The sequence below is a fragment of the Vibrio sp. 2433-A1 genome (assembly GCF_056726085.1).
Genome location: NZ_JBRESC010000013.1, coordinates 117,712 through 137,797 on the forward strand (window position 1 = coordinate 117,712; position 20,086 = coordinate 137,797).

At 42.7% G+C, this 20,086-nt stretch carries 18 protein-coding genes; 7 read left to right on the top strand and 11 right to left on the bottom strand.

Annotated elements, in window-relative coordinates:
* Window positions 1-309: 309 nt before the first annotated feature.
* From ACU01J_RS14485 to ACU01J_RS14495, 3 genes are all read right to left on the bottom strand, one after another.
* Entirely contained in the window at window positions 310-2,097 is a 1,788-nt protein-coding gene (locus ACU01J_RS14485) for an ABC transporter ATP-binding protein (protein WP_481086340.1), read from the bottom strand.
* Window positions 2,091-3,851 carry an ABC transporter ATP-binding protein gene (locus ACU01J_RS14490; RefSeq protein ID WP_481086341.1) on the bottom strand — a complete coding sequence of 587 codons (1,761 nt, stop codon included), beginning with the start codon at window positions 3,849-3,851 and terminating at the stop codon, window positions 2,091-2,093. The genes ACU01J_RS14485 and ACU01J_RS14490 overlap by 7 nt, the downstream gene beginning before the upstream one ends.
* 144 nt (window positions 3,852-3,995) lie before the next feature.
* Window positions 3,996-4,379: a hypothetical protein gene (locus ACU01J_RS14495; RefSeq protein ID WP_481086380.1), complete on the bottom strand. Its 384-nt coding sequence runs from the start codon at window positions 4,377-4,379 to the stop codon at window positions 3,996-3,998.
* Window positions 4,380-4,579: 200 nt separating this feature from the next.
* Between ACU01J_RS14495 and ACU01J_RS14500 the strand changes: the two genes are divergently transcribed.
* Entirely contained in the window at window positions 4,580-5,305 is a 726-nt protein-coding gene (locus tag ACU01J_RS14500) for a TetR/AcrR family transcriptional regulator (protein ID WP_481086342.1), read from the top strand.
* Between the two features lie 64 nt (window positions 5,306-5,369).
* Here the strand turns inward: ACU01J_RS14500 and ACU01J_RS14505 are convergent, their stop codons facing one another.
* Window positions 5,370-5,789, bottom strand: a complete 420-nt coding sequence (locus ACU01J_RS14505) for a VOC family protein (RefSeq protein ID WP_481086343.1) — start codon at window positions 5,787-5,789, stop codon at window positions 5,370-5,372.
* A 98-nt stretch (window positions 5,790-5,887) separates the two neighbouring features.
* On the bottom strand, window positions 5,888-7,417 hold the full coding sequence (locus tag ACU01J_RS14510; RefSeq protein ID WP_481086344.1) for a phospholipase D family protein: 1,530 nt from the start codon (window positions 7,415-7,417) through the stop codon (window positions 5,888-5,890).
* A 394-nt stretch (window positions 7,418-7,811) separates the two neighbouring features.
* Here ACU01J_RS14510 and ACU01J_RS14515 point away from each other — a divergent pair, with 394 nt between their 5' ends.
* A complete protein-coding gene (locus ACU01J_RS14515) occupies window positions 7,812-9,062 on the top strand; it encodes an SGNH/GDSL hydrolase family protein (RefSeq protein ID WP_481086345.1) in 1,251 nt (416 codons plus the stop codon).
* A gap of 219 nt (window positions 9,063-9,281) precedes the next feature.
* Here the strand turns inward: ACU01J_RS14515 and ACU01J_RS14520 are convergent, their stop codons facing one another.
* From ACU01J_RS14520 to ACU01J_RS14530, 3 genes are all read right to left on the bottom strand, one after another.
* Window positions 9,282-9,788, bottom strand: a complete 507-nt coding sequence (locus ACU01J_RS14520) for a DUF3087 domain-containing protein (RefSeq protein ID WP_481086346.1) — start codon at window positions 9,786-9,788, stop codon at window positions 9,282-9,284.
* Window positions 9,789-9,932: 144 nt separating this feature from the next.
* Window positions 9,933-10,760, bottom strand: a complete 828-nt coding sequence (locus tag ACU01J_RS14525) for an AraC family transcriptional regulator (protein ID WP_481086347.1) — start codon at window positions 10,758-10,760, stop codon at window positions 9,933-9,935.
* A 14-nt stretch (window positions 10,761-10,774) separates the two neighbouring features.
* Window positions 10,775-11,368, bottom strand: a complete 594-nt coding sequence (locus tag ACU01J_RS14530; protein ID WP_481086348.1) for a LysE family translocator — start codon at window positions 11,366-11,368, stop codon at window positions 10,775-10,777.
* Window positions 11,369-11,539: 171 nt separating this feature from the next.
* Between ACU01J_RS14530 and ACU01J_RS14535 the strand changes: the two genes are divergently transcribed.
* From ACU01J_RS14535 to ACU01J_RS14550, 4 genes are all read left to right on the top strand, one after another.
* Window positions 11,540-11,878 carry a cytosolic protein gene (locus ACU01J_RS14535; protein WP_481086349.1) on the top strand — a complete coding sequence of 113 codons (339 nt, stop codon included), beginning with the start codon at window positions 11,540-11,542 and terminating at the stop codon, window positions 11,876-11,878.
* Between the two features lie 105 nt (window positions 11,879-11,983).
* Window positions 11,984-12,832, top strand: a complete 849-nt coding sequence (locus tag ACU01J_RS14540) for a patatin-like phospholipase family protein (RefSeq protein ID WP_481086350.1) — start codon at window positions 11,984-11,986, stop codon at window positions 12,830-12,832.
* Window positions 12,833-13,019: 187 nt separating this feature from the next.
* Entirely contained in the window at window positions 13,020-13,448 is a 429-nt protein-coding gene (locus tag ACU01J_RS14545; RefSeq protein WP_481086351.1) for a hypothetical protein, read from the top strand.
* 70 nt (window positions 13,449-13,518) lie between these two features.
* On the top strand, window positions 13,519-14,013 hold the full coding sequence (locus ACU01J_RS14550; protein ID WP_481086352.1) for a P-loop nucleotide/nucleoside kinase family protein: 495 nt from the start codon (window positions 13,519-13,521) through the stop codon (window positions 14,011-14,013).
* 270 nt (window positions 14,014-14,283) lie between these two features.
* Here the strand turns inward: ACU01J_RS14550 and ACU01J_RS14555 are convergent, their stop codons facing one another.
* Window positions 14,284-15,270: a YARHG domain-containing protein gene (locus tag ACU01J_RS14555; RefSeq protein ID WP_481086353.1), complete on the bottom strand. Its 987-nt coding sequence runs from the start codon at window positions 15,268-15,270 to the stop codon at window positions 14,284-14,286.
* 811 nt (window positions 15,271-16,081) lie between these two features.
* Window positions 16,082-16,309, bottom strand: coding sequence for a phage protease (locus tag ACU01J_RS14560; protein ID WP_481086354.1), 228 nt, complete (start codon window positions 16,307-16,309; stop codon window positions 16,082-16,084).
* Window positions 16,310-16,436: 127 nt separating this feature from the next.
* On the opposite strand from ACU01J_RS14560, the gene ACU01J_RS14565 reads away from it, so the two are divergent.
* Entirely contained in the window at window positions 16,437-18,014 is a 1,578-nt protein-coding gene (locus ACU01J_RS14565; protein WP_481086355.1) for a hypothetical protein, read from the top strand.
* A gap of 602 nt (window positions 18,015-18,616) precedes the next feature.
* On the opposite strand, the gene ACU01J_RS14570 is transcribed toward ACU01J_RS14565, so the two are convergent.
* Window positions 18,617-19,810, bottom strand: coding sequence for an acetate/propionate family kinase (locus ACU01J_RS14570; RefSeq protein WP_481086356.1), 1,194 nt, complete (start codon window positions 19,808-19,810; stop codon window positions 18,617-18,619).
* Window positions 19,811-20,086: the final 276 nt, after the last annotated feature.

Consider the following 20,086-nt stretch of genomic DNA (forward strand, 5'->3'; position numbering starts at 1 on the left):
CCATAACCTAATCAAATTTAGTAGGTATGTTATCAATACGGATTAAACCTTAGTATTAGATCGAGGTAATAGTTCAGACAGGATATAAACACATGATTTATAAGATTATGATTAACAATGGTTCGTTAAATATTTTCTATTTATACTATTGTATAAATGATTATTAAAGGAGAAATACACACTATATATTCCTCTCTATTTATCCGTGCTAAATATTAGGCTAACACTCAAGTTTTAAAGATATAAAAAAGCCCGGAACTGATCCGGACTGACGTGTTTTTTAGATTTGTCGCTAAGTTAGCTATTACGTTATGGATTTGCGGTTTCGATATTTTGAGTCGGCGACTTGATAGTGTCGTTTAACAGGCCCGCGTACAAGCCATTATGGGCCAGCAGCTGTTTATGATTTCCTCGCTCGACGATCTCACCCTTTTCCAACACGAGTATCATGTCAGAGTGCCTTACAGTACTCAACCTGTGAGCAATTGCGATAACTGTCTTATCATTAAACAATCGCTGCATCGCTTGTTGAATAAGGGACTCAGTGATGGAGTCGACCGAACTCGTCGCCTCATCTAACATCATAACCTGGCCACCTTGTGCAACGGCACGAGCAAATGAAATCAGCTGAGTTTGCCCTACTGACAGGTTCGAGCCATTCTTTTCGATTTTGAAATCATATCGCCCAGGGAGCTTATCGATAAACCGATTTGCGTACACATATTCAGCCGACTGCTCAACATCCTTACTTTCAATCTCGGGTTTACCTAAAGCAATGTTAAACTCGATACTCTCTTCAAATAAGTGCACCTCTTGCATCATTAACGAAAACAGGTGCATGGAGTCCTCTACGGCAATTTCAGACAACTCAATACCGTTTAATAGGATGCTGCCTTCGTAGTTTAGATAAGTCCTAGAGATCAACCGAAGTATTGTCGACTTCCCAGAACCTGTTGAACCAACCAGCGCAATTTGATGACCTTTTTCGAGTACAAAGGAGACATTATTTAATACATAGGGGGCATCATTCTTGTAGCGGAAACTCACATTACGAAACTCCAATCTTTCGAACTGTGTTAGTTGGTGTTTCACTTCCTTAGTTGGCAATAGCTCACGCCCTTCTTCCTCTGTCGGTTGAGCGAAAAGCTCTTCAATATGGTCAAACGCAGCGAATGAGCTTTGTATTGAGGCAATTTGGGAGGTGAAGTCGCGTATCGGGACAAAGACTTTTTCCAGTGTGTTGATAAAAGCAATCAGAACACCAAGAGTCAAAGCACCTTCAATTACTTGCTCTGAACCATACCAAATCAGTAGAGCGATCGTTACCGAGGTGATACCAGAGATAAACGAAAACAGAATCGCATCATATTTGTTGATCTTTTTCTGCGCATGTAAAAACTCATCCGTGTAGCTTTTAAACTTCTCTTCTACTTGTTTTTCTGCTCGATACATTTGAACGGTTTTCATGCCAAACAGGACTTCCTGTAAAAAGCCAACGCCCCTTGCTAATGCAGATCGAGTCAATAGATACAGCTCTCGTAATCGATTTCTCACGTATACCGTTAAATACATCACTGGCGGCATGACAATTAATACAATCAGGGTCAGCTGCCAATCGATTAAAAACATCATCACCAGCAAGGCAATGGTGTTCAACGTATCCTTCACTAAGCCCACAACCGATTGGACAAACGTCTCTCCGATGGTTTCTAAGTCACTTGTTAGCCGAGACAGCGTGACACCAATAGGCGTACTATCAAAGTAACTGCGTGGTAACTTTAATACGCGATCAAAGAGGACACTGCGCATGTCAGTCACGGTATTTTGCCCCGTTTTTCGTAAGTTGTATGAGTAAGTCGTATCAACAACGTAACTCATCACCAGAACCGCGACTAAATACGAAACATATTCAAGCAAGCCTCCCATGTCTCCTTGACTGAGGTGAACATCGATTATTTGGATGATCAACCAAGGAAACAATAAACTCGTCAGCACAGTGAGCGGCAACATTGCGATGCCTAAAATCGCTGACTTTTTATACTTCTTAGCAAACTTAAAGAAGTGCTTAAGGTATTTGACGTCGACACCCTTTAACATGCTGCTGCCTCTGTCTCATTTTGTTGAAGTTGCCAAGTTTCTAGATAGTAATCACACGTTTTTAGTAACGTTTGATGATCCCCTCGCGCAATCACTTCACCGTTATTTAAAACAACAATCTCATCCATATATTCAAGCGCATTGACGCGATGAGACACAACCAAAACTGACTTGTCGCCTAAATGGTCGAATAGATTCTCTAAGATTTTTCTCTCTGTTTCGTAATCCACTGCAGAGAGTACGTTATCCATAATGATCAACTCTGCTGGTTCTAGAAGCGCACGCGCGATACTAAGCCTTTGCTTTTGGCCGCCTGACAGCATAATCCCTTTTTCACCCACTAGGGTTTGGTCACCATGTTCAAAACGAGACACATCACCGGCCAGCTGACTGAGTTCTAATACTTCATCGACTTGCGCTTTTGCTACCTCACTCTGGCTACCAAAGCGGATGTTGTCTTCAACCGTTGCTGAAAACAAGTACGGATCTTGGGTTACTGTTTTGATATAGCGACGCAAGTCTGAACGAGAAAAAGAGGTAATGTCTCTATCGCCAATAAAAATACTTCCTGCGGGCACCTCTAGATGATGGTTTAGGCAGTTAACCAGCGTCGTTTTACCCGCACCGATCCCTCCCAGCACCCCGACTTTCTTCCCTTTCGGAATATCAAAGCTAACATTGGACAAAACATTTTCTTCATCTGAATCATATTTAAAACTCAAATTACGGACGGAGATAGTTTTCCCCATGAGCTGATCAACTTCAGGCTGAGAGAGTTTAATTTCATCTAACTCAGGCATTTCAGCATTCAAGATTGTTTGAGCGCTTTGAATACCAACAATCCCTCGCTGGTAAATAGTCGCAATACGGCCCAACTGCATTAATGGCATAGCAAGTAACACTGAATAGGTTAAAAATGCCGTTATCTCGCCCAGTGTGAGTTCTTGCGCCATCAGCATGTATCCGCCTAGACCTAGAATAATAATCTTCATTAAGTCATTAGCGTAATCCAACACCGGCATAAAGTAGACTTGTATACGCATGATTCTCATGCGGCAACGGAGTAATTGTTGATTAAGCTTTTCTATCTCAGCTTTCACCCAAGGAGACATGGTCTGGCTCTTAATCAAGTCGATACCTGACAAGTAATTCATCATTTGAGCTGACAAGTTTTGCAGTCGACTCATGTGCTCTAGGTGCAAAGTTTTCATGCGCGTAAAACCCACTCGAAATATGACGAAGGCAATTGAGATGGGAATAACTGAATACAAAGTCAGCTCAGGAGAGATGTGCCACATATACAGAGGGGTTAATGACAGTGCTAACAAGGCATTAAAAAACTGCAAAAATCCGACACCGAATAGAAGTCGAATTCCGTTAAGGTCATTATTGATAATTGAGATGAGGCGACCAGAAGCAAACTGCTGATGAAAGCTACTCGGCAAGCGATTGAGCTTTTGAAGCAATGTATTTTTGAGTGCCGCTTCTGTAATCCTACCTGGGTTCAATGCATAAATGCGAGATAAGATACGCACGACCACCATCGCAATCGACATTGCGACCACAATACCAACGTAGGTTTTGAGCTGTGCATGGCCTGTTACTGATGCGTCTTCAATCAAATCAATCGCTAATTGAATGTAATGAGGGATCTCGACCTGTAGCCAGTTAACAAGAAAGATAAATACAATCGCAAGCAGATACGATTTGCGATTCATACGCACGTAATGCGCGAAAAACTCAGTTTTGGTCATACGACTCGTTCTTTCTAGAAAGTTTTATTATGCAATTCAATGTGGCATTTCAGTACGCGAAGGTGTTGAACACACTGCTTTTAAGATAATGTTTAGAAAGCAGATTGAAGAGTAATATCTTACTCTCTCCGCCGTGAAAAATCATCAAATCCAGTCGACTTTTCCAGACCTAAATACATGAAAAAAAAGCCCGGAATAAATCCGGGCTGGCATTAAACGAATCGGTTTCAATCCTTGAACTATCCGGCAGTGGATGGTTTGATTCGATAAAAAAATAGCGAATAATACTGGTACAACAATCAGTGTTAGCACCGTAGCAAAGCCTAAACCTGCCATTATGGTGATCGCCATTGAGCCAAAAAATGCTTCTTGCGCAGTCATATCCGGAAGAAGGTTCATTATCTTAGGGCGATCAATAGACACACTGGCAGAGTAGCTGTTGGTATCACTGCCAGGTTTAGTCGAGATCTCTTTAAATCGCGCAGGAATCGCCAATACGGATAACCCGATAGCAACGAAACGCACCATTGATCATATTCTTTTGGAGATCTGTTCATTGCTTATATTACACATACGTGCAGTATATTAATTATATGAGTGAGATCAATATTTATTTTCCACCTGTACAATATAATTTTTATGTAGCTATACCGTTAAGCGGATTCTTTAATGAAATGATGCTGATTTTCTGGTAGAAAGAAGGCGTTGAACCGAATTGACTAGGTACTATGACGGAAAGAAAGCAAGGCAGACGAAGCGCTCAAGACGCTGAGAGAACCAAATGTGAGATTATGCGTGTCGCAACTGAGCTATTTTGTGAGCTTGGCTATGAGCGTGTTTCTCTGCGAAACATCAGTGAAAAAGCAGGCGTATCGCACAGCCTTATTCGCCATCACTTTGGTAGCAAAGAGCAGATCTGGTATTCGATCAGTGACGGCTTACACCTCTACATGGAAAAGTATATTCGCACGATCATCGCGAATATGCCTGAAGGTGTCGGCTCTAGCGTTAAGCTATACCACTTTTCCGTTCGTCTACTCGCTCATATGCTTGATTGCAAACAACCGATCCAGTTGATTGCTGATGCGGTACGTCAAGAAGATGCCCTATTCGATTACTTCATCGATAATTCAGGTGAAATTGAGCAGTTAGTTCAGGGACTAGCAGAGCAGTACAATGAAAATCACCCAGAGACACCAGTGAAAATCTGGGAGATAAAATGGCAAATGATGATGTTTGCTCACGGCGCTGCCAGCCTTACGCCATTTATGAAAGAAACTTGGGCCGATCAAACCGATGACATTGAAGTGTGCTTACTTAAGCACTGGGAAATGTACAACAATATAATGGCTTGTCGATTCCAAGTACCGAGCAAATACATTTTGCGCCCCGAGCGACTGAATGACCTAGTCTACAACGTCGTGTGCGATGCAGAATCCTTGGCTCAAGAGTAGTCATAGTGAACAGCTAAAAATTGAAAAAGCGAGCCTGATTGGTTCGCTTCTTACTTATTACCGACTAACTGCTTAAGTTTCGTTTCTTAGGATCATCGCTCAAGTATTCGACAAATTCGATTTCAAACCCTGCTGGGTCAACAAAGTAAATGTTCTTACGATAAGGCTCTTCTGCGCCATCTTTCGCAATCGGGAACCCAGCTTCGACCAGCCTTTCAATAACTGAGTCGAGACTGTGTGTCACGTAAGCAAAATGCGCGAGTCCGACCTGGTGCCCTGCTAAATATCTATTTTCGCCTTCACCGTGATCGCTGAGCGCAATGTACTGGTATTCATCACCAAAATGGAGCCAGTTACGGGGCTTACCCGACCACTCTCCTTGGCCTTCATCGCGCACGTACCAATGGGGAAACGCCGCTTGATAGAATTTGAGCATTTCTGGAATATCTTTTACGACCAAATTTACATGTTCTAGTTGAATCATAGCGCTCTCCTTAGGTTATTCATTTTTGATTCGTTTAAGCAACTGAGAACATGCTATTACCTCAAGTTAAGTTGAGGTAAAGGGCTAATTTCAACTTTTTATAGATATTTTTCAATTGGCAATAATTGTAAGAATCCAGACTGCATACGACGCCACTTACCTGTTTCAGGCTCCTTATCCCATTCATTGCCTCCTGATAGCCAATAGACATCGCCATCTTTTAACTCTAAATGCCAGCTATTAGCATCAGTCAAAGCGTGCTCCATGTTAACGTTTAGCAGTTCAGCAACCTCTTTATCACGAATAACAAGGATAGATTCGGTATTCAAGTAAGTTGAGCGCAGATTAAAATTGAACGAACCAATAGAGGCAATACGATCATCAATCACAACTGATTTAGTATGGAGCCCATAAGCAACAGACGGCTCACACTTATTACTATCTTTTGTCGACTCTACGCATAGCTCGCTGTCGGGTTTGAGTTCATACAGATCAATGCCATGCTCTAGCATGTCTTGCCTGCGACCCGCATACGCAGAATGGTTAGTCACAAGATCATTAGAGGCCATTGAGTTGGTTAGCGCTTTAACATCGACGCCACTTTGCTCAAGCTTTTGCCACTCTTCTAACTGATTGTCATCAAACACCAAATAGGCAGATTCCATAACCACGCTATCTGTTGCGGTATCAACTAACTCAGATAAGTACTGTGCAGTACGCTTTGGCGTATCAGTATCACTGACCTCTTGAGGAATGGGGTCATCATAAACATAGTTCGCTTCTACCCAATGAGCACCCTGCATCACTCCGGTCAGCAAGTGAGCAGAGTCTACTTTGTTGTCCGGTAACTGCGGATAGTTTGCATAACTCGGCTTCGCGATTTGATCGGAGGTAGGCAATGAAGTATCAACCTCTCCCCCTAACAGCTCGACCGGGTACGCCCAACGGCTGTTCCAATAGTCGACAAAGCCAGACTGGATATCCGTCACCGCATTGCCACTGACTAATACATCACGATCTTTAAAGTTAATCTGCTCGGAAAGATCAAAGTACTCATCACCAATGTTGCGTCCACCGACAATTGAAAACGCCCCATCGACGGTAAATGACTTATTGTGCATACGGCGATTTAGGCGAGAGAAATCACCCAGGAAGTTCAGCCATTTCGTCACGCCTCGCCGAGTTGGAATGGGGTTGAACACTCGAATCTCAATATTTGGATGCGCATCCAGTGCCGTTAGCAAATCTTCTCGCTCATTGAGGTTAATGTCATCAAGCATCACGCGCACTTTCACTCCGCGGTCCGCCGCGGCGTATAAGCGATTGGCTAAGTACAACCCCGATGCATCTGAGTTCCAAATGTAGTATTGAATATCAATGGTATGCTCGGCCAGCTCGACTAAAGCGAGCCTTTGAGCAAGCGCATCCCAACCGCTTTCTAGCAACACAACAGAGCTGGCCTCTGCAGCTGCTTCACTCGGTTCAGACTTAGCACTGAGTTGAGACAAGGTGCTGGTTGCAAAGATCACAGGTTCGTTTGAGTGAACTACTTGTTCTGGCAAAGAGCCACAACCAGCAAGGGATATAACAGCAAGAGCAATAACAGCGCTACGCTTAAGATTGGGCATTAAATCAATTCCATGTGCTTATCTACTAAGTTCAATACTAAACTAAGACCGCTCAAACAGCACAGTTCAAATTCAAAAATACCTGATAAACAAAGAAAAAGGCGAACACTTGGTTCGCCTTATGTTTTACGGACTCAACAATTTCCGTTAACAATAGAAACGTTACATTTCCCCTATAAAGCAATTACTTAACAACCAAGACACTTCATCATAACTGAGTAGATATTCTAAATGAGTGGACTTGTTGACATTTACTAAATCTATTGAAAGTAGACCTTCAACCCAAAGCTGAAACATTCAGTCTATGGATATTTGACATATTAGAGTATTTAGTCAGAAACTGACCTTTAGATGAGAGGATTTCTCATTTATTGCGACTGATAACGAGACTATTATGAATAGAACAATGATTTTATTGAGTGCTTTGCTGCCACTCACTGCAACCGCATCAGAAACCTCCGTCTCTCCAGAAATGGTTAGCTCTGCACTAGTTGAGAGCGCGAGAAGCAATCAAACCTATACTTATGTACGTTGTTGGTATCGAACCAGTTACTCTAGAGACGAACCTGCGACAGACTGGGAATGGGCCGAAAACCCTGATGGTAGCTATTTCACTATTGATGGGTATTGGTGGAGTGCCGTCTCTTTCAAAAACATGTTTTATACCGACACACCACAAAGTGTTATTCAGCAGCGCTGTGAGCAAACCTTAGATCTTGCTAACGACAACGCTGATATTACCTTCTTTGCTGCTGATAACCGTTTCTCTTACAACCATACAATTTGGAGCAATGACCCTGTGATGCAGCCATCGCAGATCAATAAAGTGGTCGCATTCGGTGATAGCCTCTCTGACACAGGTAACATTTTTAATGCCTCGCAGTGGCGCTTCCCTAATCCAAATAGCTGGTTCTTAGGTCATTTCTCAAACGGATTTGTTTGGACAGAGTACATTGCTAAAGCCAAAGGACTGCCTCTGTACAACTGGGCGGTTGGCGGCGCTGCGGGTGAAAACCAATACATAGCTCTAACTGGGGTTGGTGATCAGGTTTCTTCTTACTTAACTTACGCGAAGTTAGCTAAGAACTACCGACCAGAAAACACCCTCTTCACATTAGAATTCGGCTTAAACGATTTCATGAACTACGGCCGTAGTGTGGCCGAAGTGAAGTCTGATTATGCCGAAGCTTTAATTCGTCTAACGGATGCAGGAGCAACTAATTTACTCTTAATGACATTGCCGGATGCGACGCGAGCTCCGCAGTTTAAATATTCGACCCAAGAGGAAATTAATGCGATCCGAGCAAAGATCGTTGAGATGAACACCTTTATCACATCACAAGTGGAGTATTACACGATGCAGGGTTATAGCATCACGCTATACGATACTCATGCCTTGTTTGAAGAGTTAACCTCTGCACCGCAAGAGCATGGCTTTGTTAACGCGAGTGAAGCATGTTTGGACATTAACCGTTCGTCTGCGGCTGATTATCTCTACAACCATTCACTACGCTCTGAGTGTGCTTATGAGGGGTCTGAGAAGTTCGTATTCTGGGATGTAACCCACCCTACGACCGCGACACACCGCTACGTTGCAGAGAAGATGCTAGAAAGCAGCAATCAACTTTCTAACCATCCTTTCTAACCACCGCGATTAAAGCAAGTCTCACATCTTTCAAAAGATTCCCAACTCGCTCCTTCGTCTCTCTATGGAATGACGGTAACTTTGCCACTGTCATCCCCGAGAGGGAGGCACGACCGAGTTGGGGGATTTCTAACAGCAAGCAGAAAACCTGATATAGGCGAATTCATATCAAACAAGGGTTGGAAGAAAATGGTTAGCGTGAATCTAACCTACGACAGCCTAAAACGCCTTAAGAATCGCCGAATCATAATTCTCAATATCTAACGTCACACCGTACTCTTCCAGTAGCTCATCCAGTTTAGCTTGAGCCTTATTCAAACTATCCATAGTGATGGTGTTGTCGTCCAATTGCCAAAGTTGACGAGAGCCGTCATAGCTAAATTGAAGCGCGAGCATAGCATCGACATTACCCTGCTCTGCTGCGGCATCGAGCTTTCTCTTCTTACGGTAGATGAGGTTTAACGCCTGTTTAAGATCCCAAACGTAAGCGACTTCATGCATTTTGGAGTGTGTTTTGAGCTTAATGAGCGTCATCACTACGCCTATTGCGCTGACAATCACGCCCAATAAATTCCAGTGGAAATGCGAGCCAGACTCTGATGGAAACAGGAAAATAAGCGCCTGAGAGATAGCAAGGCTTGATACCGCCAAAAGTGCGATACACGCGACAATGACAATGTTTAAACGTGAACGGTATAACTGCTTGTCGATCTTTTGTAGTTTCATCAATAGTCCATTGTTTGAGTAGCCTTAACATCGCGTCGATAGGCTAGAATGAACTGATGATTATACATTTTGAATGGCTTTAGATAAGCGCTAATTTGTTGCAAATAGTGTGGTTAATTACACCAAGAGGCTAAACGCCGAAAGCTAGCCACCAACAAAGTGCGATTGGTAATATTTCGGAGTCACGGCCAAACGCTTTTTAAACTGACGTTGAAAGTGCGCTTGGTCGGAGAAACCTAAGCTATGTGCCACCTCAGACAGAGACTCACCCGCTTTTAGCATTACTTTCGAGCGTTTGATCTTTTCATCCATCAAGTAGGCGTATGGTGGCAATCCGTATTGGTTTTTGAACGCGCGCAGCAACTGATAACGGCTCATCCCCGCCTCTTCCGCTAGGTTTTCTAACTCATGGTGCTCGGTCACTTCATCCAGCAGCTTTTCGCGAACGCGTTTAATCGGCTCTGCTTGCTTGTGTCGGCTTGTCGGGCTGGTTATTTGAAAACTGGATTCAACAAAGCTGTACAGGCAAGTTTCAATGTCTAAGCTTGATTGCTCACTCTCCAAGACATCAAACAGGTTCAGATATTGCGCTTTTAACGCATCATTGCGCTCGAAGTCATTATTGAATGCCTGGTAATCCATCTGCATGTGCAGGTTATTCTCACGCAAAATATCGCGCTGTAACTGGCCCATTTTTGTCGCATTTGCGAACAACATACTATATGACCATAGGCCCGCCGCAGGGTTACATGCATGCACATCGGAAGGGTTAATCGTGACCAAGTCCCCCACACTAATTACATGGGACTTATTGCGATTTTTATAGTCTGCCGCGCCTTGGAGAATCACTCCAAAAGAGAACTCATCATGAGAATGAGCGTCATAACAGGCACTACTTCGATTAGCGACTCTCAGTTCAATCCAAGGTAGAACTTGGTTTTGCTTAAAGCTAGCGCTGTTATCTCTTTTCATTGTGACATTCCTTGTCAAAGCCAAATCATTAGCACTGAGGCTAACAATATACTAGCCATTGAACGATTAAAGAACAGTTGTTTTCTTTGCTCCTGTAGCTGCCAGGTAAACATCGTACCGACCACAGCCCATAATCCTACACCGATTAAGCACGCGATAAGTGATACTAATGTGTACATCCATAACCAAACTTGCTGCTCACTTTGCCCGACTACATAAAGGCTGACGCCAGACATCGCCACCAACCACGCTTTAGGGTTTAGTAGCTGAACCAATGCGCCGCTCAGCCAGCTAGAATGACGTTCACCTTCGATATCCAAGCGGGCAAATGGCGCGGTGTAAATCTTGTAAGCTAAATAGCTGAGAAAGGCACTACCAACAATCTGCATAGCTAACTCTATTCGCGGTAGCCATTCGACAAGACTGTTCAACGTATTACCCGTAATAAATACCACCAGCGCGTAAGCAACTGATGCACCGAGAACGTGCTTAGCGGCAGTGGATTTACCAAATTGCGCCGCTGTCGAAGTTGCGATTAGGTTGACTGGCCCCGGAGTCACCGCTCCAACCAGCGCGAAAACCACCATTGCTAAAAATACGCTATTCACACTCTCTCCTTGTAAGACACTAGTTGCTACCTATCAAGATAATGAGAATGGGATTAACAGTATTGAACGATATTGCGCAGCGCTATCGTGAAGGAGTAAACAACTAAATCTCTACTAGGTTCTCCCCTAAATAGTGATAGACTCTCCGCATCAAAAATATCGAGATACCCTATGTTTATCCATCACGTTAACGGCATCGACTGGCTGGTTATTACCGCTTTTGAAGAACTGAAACCTATGTTTATAGAAGACGCTGGCAGGATCCCCTCTTGCTTCTCTATCAACAGCGAATTGAGCCTGATTGATCAAGCCAAGCGTACTTATGGATATCTGCCTCCACTTAACGGCGTAATCACCGATACTGGCACATTTGAAAGCGCGGATAATGAAGAAGATTTGAACCCACAGCTTGCCTGCCTAGTTGAAGGGCGTGGTCGAGTATTTATCTATCACGGCGGCTTTGTCGCTTTTGTCGATGACGAGCAGACCTTTATTACCCGAATAGACTGAAAACCATTCAGTAAGTTGAAATCTACATGAACCGCTTAATAGGCAATAGAGTTCCTATTCCAATTCTGTTATTTTGACCAAGAATATGCAGGAAACGGACTTCACATGACACAAAAAACAAAGCATGCCTTAGTCGTTGAAGGTGGTGCAATGCGAGGGATATTTGCAGCTGGGGTTTTAGACGGCTTTATTGACTACGACTACAACCCTTTTGATTTTTGCATTGGCGTTTCTGCGGGTTCGACCAATATCGCCTCTTGGCTTTCTAACCAGCGGGGTCGAACCTATACCATCATCGCAGACTATTCTTGCCGCCCTGAGTTCATTAACTTCCGCCGTTTTGCCAAAGGTGGTCACTGGCTCGATCTTGATTGGCTATGGGATTACATAGCGCTGCACAATCCCTATGATATGCAAGCTTTCTCCGAGCAGTCTATCCCCTTTCATATAGTGACAACCGATGTCTCGACTGGTGAACCCGTTTATACCCTAGGACATGAAAGTAATTTAGAGATGATTCTAAAAGCGTCATGTTCACTGCCTATGGCTTATCGCACTCCGATTAATGTTGAAGGAAAAACAATGATCGACGGAGGCGTCGCTGATTCCATTCCGGTGATGGAAGCCTACAAGCGAGGTGCAAAAGAAATCACTGTTATCCTGTCGCAAAAGCCAGGCTATATGAAGCGACCGCCAAAGGCTCCTTGGTTAATACGTCGACTGATGAAAAACACGCCGCATCTTGCTGATGCGATGATCAATCGAGCTCAGCAATACAACGACACTCTAGCGTTTATTAATAACCCGCCTCATGACTGCAGGGTTCACGTTATTGCCCCAGAAGATAACTTTGCCGTAGGAAGGCTCACAACGAACAAAGACAAGCTCGATGCTGGATATCAAATGGGGTTGAGAGCCGCAAAACATGCCATACAACCCTTTCCCATTGCTTAAACTACTGGGGTCTATTCTCCCAGCTATGTTGCTATACCTTGCAAAGCGTAGTAGCCTTTAGACAGGCCGGTTGGATGCCTACCTCGCAAAAACGATAGTACCAACGATTAAAAAATTTATAGCAAGCCTTTCACTTGCATATCATCCCATCACCGACAGCGAGTAGGTTGACTAAAAGGAGGACGATATGTGCCAACAAAATAATCCCGATCTTCAACTTTGGCTTCGAGAAGCAAAAGTCTTACAAAAACTCACCCAGTCAACGTCACTGTCTGACGCGTTACCTGTTCTTAGACGTTTACTCAATTCAAACGTGCTAACCAATATCTCGTTGGTTGAACTCAAGAAAAATAGTTCGATTATCCAACGTAAGCATTTGTTGCAAATGCTGGCGGCAGAAAATGGCGCGAGTTGTTGGGCAGACTTCAAACAACAAATCGTTACAGCTCCTAAAGGTTCAATACTTCCCAATAGTATTGAGTTACGTGATGCTGGTTACCCTGTTCTTTGGTTCTCCAATGCCACTGAAGCAACTGGCTACTCTAACCAACATGGTGGAAAAGTCGTTAAGTTAGGCGGCCAAGCAGCCGTTATTCCATCGCAATGGGAACAGTAATGAGCATCACGTGTTCAGTTGTATTTAATAACTGGCGTAATACTCAGGATAGGTTGAAAAGGAGTTAAAAGTGGCTAGGTTAATTCTGGTGTGTGGGCCTACAGGCGCAGGTAAGACAACGTACTCGATAAATTTATGTGACGAGCTCAAAGCAGTGAAATTCTCAATAGATCCCTGGTTGCAGACATTATTTGCGAAAGATATGGATTCACTTGATTTTTCATGGATGATGGAACGTGTTAATCGCTGTTATGAGCAAATCTGGGAAGTCAGTGAGCAAGTTCTATCATTAGACGGAAATGTCGTGCTTGATCTGGGTTTTACAACTAAGGCACAACGGGGCATCTTTATAAATAAGGCTCGAGGTTTAGGTATCTACGCTGAAATTCATTACCTCGATGCGCATAAAGAGACACGAAGACAGCGGGTCGCTAAACGAAATGTTAAAAATGATCCTACCGTATACTCTTTCGAAGTAACAGACATGATGTTCAACTTTATGGATCCTAAATTTGAGGTACCAGAAGAAAGTGAACTTGTGAATGGACGCAGGATTGTCGTTTAACTTAATAAAAAAGGCGAACCTGATGGTTGGCCTTAAATTGACTTATGTTCCTGTTTAAGCTGTTACAGCAATTCTACCGACTGTTGAGCAATAACGAACTCTTCATGGGTTGGCAACCTATTAGTATTGCACCTACTAACACGGATTTGGACAGAGAAACGTGTCAGTGACTTTGTTAAATTAGCATTTCACGAATTACCAGAGGTACGGCAAAACCTCGATCTTAGTGCCCATTTTTGTTCATCCACTACACTCACTTACTCAATATTCTTACTGACCACCTTCCAGCGACTTAATCAACCTTACATTCGCAGCTTCAATCGCGGACAACTCAACCGAATCAAAAATCGGGTAATACCATGTTCTTTTTGAAAAGTGCTCTGTCAGATCTTCAGATTTAAATATGTAACCATGCCGCGCGAATATCTCGTTCCGTATAAAACGTAACTCCTGAGCAGAGAAACCCGTCAGTTCACTTTTCTTCAATGGCCTTTTATCAGAACCCGGCATCAATTCGTCATCGGTATAGACTGAGCGTTGTTGATTGGCTTTGGGTGATTGAGACTGCGTTTCTTGTTCCTGCTCCAGCTGCTTGAGGAACATAACATTGTACTTTTCAATCTCAGTTAACGACACATTTTTGGTTTCAGGTTTGTACCAGCTGGTAGTGGAAAAATAATAGGTAAGCTCTTTAGAGCTAAAAATGTAGCCATGGCGAGCAAAAATTTCGTTTCGTGCCACTCTTAGTTTTTCTGGTGAAAAACCCGATATATTCGCATGGTTTAGTTTGGTATGTTTACTGGCTGGAAGTACCATTTCATCGTCAAACTGTTTATCCCACAATATGACTACAGAAAAGCCTTCCTCACGAATATCATTTGATGAGTAACGAACTTCTATCCCCTCTCGTTCATCAAGTTCATAATCATGATTGATATAAACTCGGCCACCTTGAACATCAAACCGCTTATTCGTTACCAACTGGGTGATTGTTTCTATCGACAGTAATTCAGACATATCATAATAATTGAAGTCTTCTTTTGTCTTCTTACCAACAGCCAAACCATTGAGATGAAATAAGCCTTGAGGGATATGCTGCAAGTTCTTTCGGTCCATCATCCTTGCATTCCAAAGTTCATCATCTTCTCTAAGCAACACAATCGGCGGTTGGCCCGTACCCAAAGCATAAAACCTGTTGTGCTCCTCTGGGAGAACTTCTCCTGTAATTGCCAATGCTATGAGAAACAAATAAAACATGCGCTTTCCTTATCCTGTTATGTCCGAAGTTCACAATGTATCATTAGACGTAGGTTCCAAGTCCTCCTAGTTGCGGTCACATACAAATTCGAACTTACACTTCATTGGGTGACTTCCCGCTGTTATCTACCGAAGACGCTTTTCCATCGTTATTAGAATTCAACAATGCGAGCTAGTGACACTAAAACTACCATAGCTCGCTTTGCTCATTCTATAATCTTATCCACTTACGAAGGAGATCTAAATAATTGTGGTGTCGTGGTCAATTTAATTGGCCACATACATAAACAAATTTCATGGCTTTTGTGGTTAGAAGACCCTTGAATATATTGATGCCGGCACACTTCGGGGCAAAAATAAGTCAGCTCTAGCCTCGTTAACTCAAAGGTCTACTAGACAAAGAAACTATCGTTTGTGATGGTTTAACCAACATATAAAACAAAAAAGCGAGCCACTTGGGCTCGCTTTTCATTATCTGATTTTCTTAAAATAGATTACAGAAGCTCTACCGACTGTTGAGCAATCACAAACTCTTCATTGGTTGGCAACCTATTAGTATTGCACCTACTAACACGGATTTGGACAAAACCTTGTTAGTTACATTACTAAATTAGTAATTAATGGATAACTTCAAGTATAGGAAACTCCGCCAAGAAAAAAGCAAGACTTGAACCTGATAGTATTTGGTGAGGCCGACAATACTAATACCGATGATTTGCCCGTCTTTGTTGTGCAAGAACGCAGGGATGATCTACTTGTAGTTCTCATTTTCGATGAGGCGTTCACCGTCTGAACTGAGTGCAACGGGTGCCTAGGTTTCACCGTCGATCATTTCAAGATCGCTCAACCAACCTTGTGCAGGAGCAGGTTCGTCTTTCGGGCCATTGAGTTCGGTAGCGTGCTCGATATCGAGTGGGATTTGGCGCTTTTTGTTTTTGAAGTGCTCTAGAACGGCGGTTGGGTTGTCGTTGTTAAACTGGCGGCCATCGCTACCCGCTGGCAGTTCAAAGCAAAGTGATAGATAAGTTATGATGGTCATATCTGGCATCCAAGTGGTGGATTGTATGAAGTTTTTCCTAAACCCCAAAAGTGGATGAAAGTTATAGAAAACAGAACACAACATACGTTATTTTATGTTCAAGGTTTCAAAGGATGATCCATATAAAATGAAGACCCACCCAAGACATGATTTCCTAAAAAATACAATCACCACACTAAGAGAAAATGTTGCTGGCTATTGTTCAAATCCTAACTGTCGTGTTTTAACTATTGCATCTGTATCCGATAAGGACAAAACCTTAAACACTGGGGTTGCTGCTCATATATGTGCTGCTGCACCTGGTGGACCAAGATATAACCCAGATCAAACAAAGGATGAAAGGCGATCCTATGAGAACGGAGTATGGCTCTGCTCGAATTGCTCGCGATTGATAGATGACGATGCGGCTTCATATTCAGTGGAGTTACTCAATAGTTGGAAAAGCCAAACCATTGAATATGTAAGAAGTAATGTCGGAAAACAGATGCTTCCAAAAGAAGAAATTGAGACTAGAGCTATAGCTGAAACTTTAAACTATGTCGGAGGTCGAGACCCCGCTTCGCTATTCAATAAAGGTGCAATGGCAGTCAAGCATTTTGACAAGCATTTAAGTCAACTAGACAATAGGTTCTCAGTTCAAACAAATGTCATAAATGGTAATACCCAAACACTTATTACACCCATTGCTGACAATGTTAGCGTAAAGGTGACAATGGACCACGAGACTGGCCTATCTTTCGATAGCCAACTCAAAGAAATGAGAACATCCGGTAAGCCTGTAACAATACCTACGAGTTCAATTTCGTTTTCAGGTTCTAAACTATTCGAAGCGGTTACTGATGGCTTCGGTGAAAGTGGCGAGCTTCGAATAGAACCACATGCGACAAAAATTAAGTTGTCTTTGTACGCGATATTGAATGACAAACATCTTTACTTGGGTGAGTTCAACGGAAAACAATACATTTTGGAAAATGGGCTTAAGTTTACGGCCTATGCTTTCAATAAATTTCTTAAGATCACAATGTTCTATCACGCAGACAGAGGAACTCTCCAATACAACTTCGTCGCATCTGTTGAGCAATGGGGTAATAAAAGCCTAAACAAAATTCCGTACTTTAAGAGACTTCTGTCTGCAAAAGATATTTTGCTGAATGGCGGTATCCTAGGGGTCAGTATTGAGTTTGAAGAGGGGTATGAACTCAATCCATTTGAGGCCGAAAAAGATTTCTCTAGTGAAACAAAACGTTTTTTTGTCAGTATTGGAGAGTTAGTCCATGTCGTCGATTGCGTTAAGAAACTTTCATCTCACTTCAAACTACCAGAGCCAACTTTTTGTGACTTTGAAATTCCCGAAAATGAGTTTATAGCACTTACTACCGCTAGCTCATTAACTGAGGGGAATATTCACACGAGTGGCACTGATGTCGGCTCATTTGACTTTTCAATGCCAAAAGAACATTACGAACGGCTACCCGATCAGGGAAGCGAGTTCCCACTTGATAAGATTTCTTTTGTAGAAAACAGTCCAATCCCTACCGTATTTGGGACAAGTTTTGATTTTCTCAAAATTGAACATACATACTTCAATATGAATGTTAAAACGGAAGAACACGAAAAATCGGTTTCGGTATATTTAGAGCCAACGGATCAGTCCAGTTGTGTGGTTAGCTTATTAGATGAAAGAAATAAGACTTCAAAGCAATGACCACTATTGTTTAAAACCCGTTTAATTCAAAAGAAAGCCTTAGACTAGGGCTTTTGCATTTAACACGCAGCAAGCTTAGCTTGTGTGAGTCGGAGTGCTATTTATTAGGCAGATTGGGAGGCCCAACCGTTCGCTCTACTTGTTGCTCTTCCTTCTTAATCTGTTCGCTTTGCCTCGTTACTCGATAGGCGTCTAAAGCTGCTTAGAAATACCCCTTAGTGGCTTTCACTACCGAGACATAGCCCGCTTGCTCGTGAATGTAGGTGAGTGTGGTATCTTGGATCACTTCACCCTGATCTTACTCAAGGTGAACCAATCCATTGTTGCCGTCGATGTAGCTACCCGTGTATTGGTGCGGCATCAATTGATCAATTTGCGCACGCATTCCAGATAACATTTTCTAAGAAAAAATGAAGATCAGCATTTTAAGAGAAATCATTCAGCTAAAACGTTTCGGGGCAAAAATAAGTCAGCTCTAGCCTCGTTAACTCAAAGGTCTACTAGACAAAGAAACTATCGTTTGTGATGGTTTAACCAACATATAAAACAAAAAAGCGAGCCACTTGGGCTCGCTTTTCATTATCTGATTTTCTTAAAATCGATTACAGAAGGTCTACCGACTGTTGAGCAATAACGAACTCTTCATTGGTTGGAATAACCATGGCGACCGCATCAAGAATATGAGACTTCGCGATAATACCTGCATTACCAAAGCGTGCGTCTTCGTTACCCTTCTCGTCTTCAACAAAACCTAGAAGCTTTAGGTTGTTTAAGATTTCACGGCGAATAGGTAGTGAATTTTCACCAATACCACCCGTAAAGATAATTGCGTCAAGGTTGCTAAGTGGAATTAGGTAAGAACCAATGTACTTCGCTACGCGGTAGGTAAACACTTCAAATGCGAGTTTCGCACCTTCGTGACCAGTTTCCATCGCTTCTAGAATGCCACGAGCGTCCGATGTTAGGCCAGAAACACCTAAGAAACCTGATTTCTTATTCAGAGTTTCGAATACTTGCTCTGTCGTCCAACCTTTTTTGATTAGGAATTCGATAACGCCTGGATCAAGGTCACCAGAACGTGTACCCATCATTAGACCAGCAAGCGGCGTGAAGCCCATAGAGGTATCGACTGACTCACCCTTTTCAATCGCACATACAGATGCACCGTTACCTAGGTGAACAGAGATAAAGCTCGCTTCTTCAACTGGTTTATTCAGCATTTTCGCAGCTTCTCGGCTTACGAAATAGTGGCTAGTGCCGTGGAAACCGTATCGACGGATTCCGTACTCTTTATAAAGCTCATTTGAAATCCCACCTGTGAATGCTTTTTTCGGCATTGTTTGGTGGAATGCAGTATCAAATACAGCGAATTGAGGTAGGCTTGGGAAAGCTTGCATAGCAGCTTGAATACCTTTTGCGCCTGCTGGGTTGTGGAGCGGTGCCAAATCAGACAAGTTTTCAATTTCTGCTAGTACTTCATCATTAATTCGTACGGTAGAAGTGAACTTTTCACCACCGTGTACGATACGATGACCCACGGCAACTAAATCTTTTGTGAAACCTAACGCTTCCATCAATGCTACGATTCGGTTGATAGCATGTTGGTGATGATTGTCTGGAGCATCGATAGCTTCTTCAGTTTTCTCACCGTTATACTTCCAGCTGATTACGGCTTCTGGTAAGCCGAAACACTCACCTAAACCACTGACAATTGCGTCGCCAGACGCAGAGTCAATCACTGCAAACTTTAATGATGAGCTACCAGAGTTAATGACCAGCACAAACGAATTCGACATGGGTATGTTCCTGTATCAGAGCAATTTGATGAAGCGTAGTGCTTCTATTGTAGTGTTTAAGTCATTATTCAATAATTTTTTAATCTTTCAACTTTTATTTGAAAGATTCAACAATATAAATAAATTTTGTTGATCTGGAGCAACAGTTGATTTAATTCGACTAAGAAAATTAATGTCATCTTTGTAAACAGGGATTTGATGACTAAAATTTAATCTATGAATACTCCTTCTTGATATTCACAACGACCTAACTACAACTTAGCAGAGCAACATTCG

Coding starts and splice junctions, on each gene's coding strand:
- ACU01J_RS14510 (WP_481086344.1), bottom strand. CDS start 7,417: ATGCCCAATCTTAAGCGTAGCGCTGTTATTGCTCTTGCTGTTATATCC.
- ACU01J_RS14525 (WP_481086347.1), bottom strand. CDS start 10,760: ATGAAAAGAGATAACAGCGCTAGCTTTAAGCAAAACCAAGTTCTACCT.
- ACU01J_RS14495 (WP_481086380.1), bottom strand. CDS start 4,379: ATGGTGCGTTTCGTTGCTATCGGGTTATCCGTATTGGCGATTCCTGCG.
- ACU01J_RS14500 (WP_481086342.1), top strand. CDS start 4,580: ATGACGGAAAGAAAGCAAGGCAGACGAAGCGCTCAAGACGCTGAGAGA.
- ACU01J_RS14535 (WP_481086349.1), top strand. CDS start 11,540: ATGTTTATCCATCACGTTAACGGCATCGACTGGCTGGTTATTACCGCT.
- ACU01J_RS14515 (WP_481086345.1), top strand. CDS start 7,812: ATGAATAGAACAATGATTTTATTGAGTGCTTTGCTGCCACTCACTGCA.
- ACU01J_RS14555 (WP_481086353.1), bottom strand. CDS start 15,270: ATGTTTTATTTGTTTCTCATAGCATTGGCAATTACAGGAGAAGTTCTC.
- ACU01J_RS14545 (WP_481086351.1), top strand. CDS start 13,020: ATGTGCCAACAAAATAATCCCGATCTTCAACTTTGGCTTCGAGAAGCA.
- ACU01J_RS14570 (WP_481086356.1), bottom strand. CDS start 19,810: ATGTCGAATTCGTTTGTGCTGGTCATTAACTCTGGTAGCTCATCATTA.
- ACU01J_RS14565 (WP_481086355.1), top strand. CDS start 16,437: ATGAAGACCCACCCAAGACATGATTTCCTAAAAAATACAATCACCACA.
- ACU01J_RS14505 (WP_481086343.1), bottom strand. CDS start 5,789: ATGATTCAACTAGAACATGTAAATTTGGTCGTAAAAGATATTCCAGAA.
- ACU01J_RS14520 (WP_481086346.1), bottom strand. CDS start 9,788: ATGAAACTACAAAAGATCGACAAGCAGTTATACCGTTCACGTTTAAAC.
- ACU01J_RS14490 (WP_481086341.1), bottom strand. CDS start 3,851: ATGACCAAAACTGAGTTTTTCGCGCATTACGTGCGTATGAATCGCAAA.
- ACU01J_RS14540 (WP_481086350.1), top strand. CDS start 11,984: ATGACACAAAAAACAAAGCATGCCTTAGTCGTTGAAGGTGGTGCAATG.
- ACU01J_RS14560 (WP_481086354.1), bottom strand. CDS start 16,309: ATGACCATCATAACTTATCTATCACTTTGCTTTGAACTGCCAGCGGGT.
- ACU01J_RS14485 (WP_481086340.1), bottom strand. CDS start 2,097: ATGTTAAAGGGTGTCGACGTCAAATACCTTAAGCACTTCTTTAAGTTT.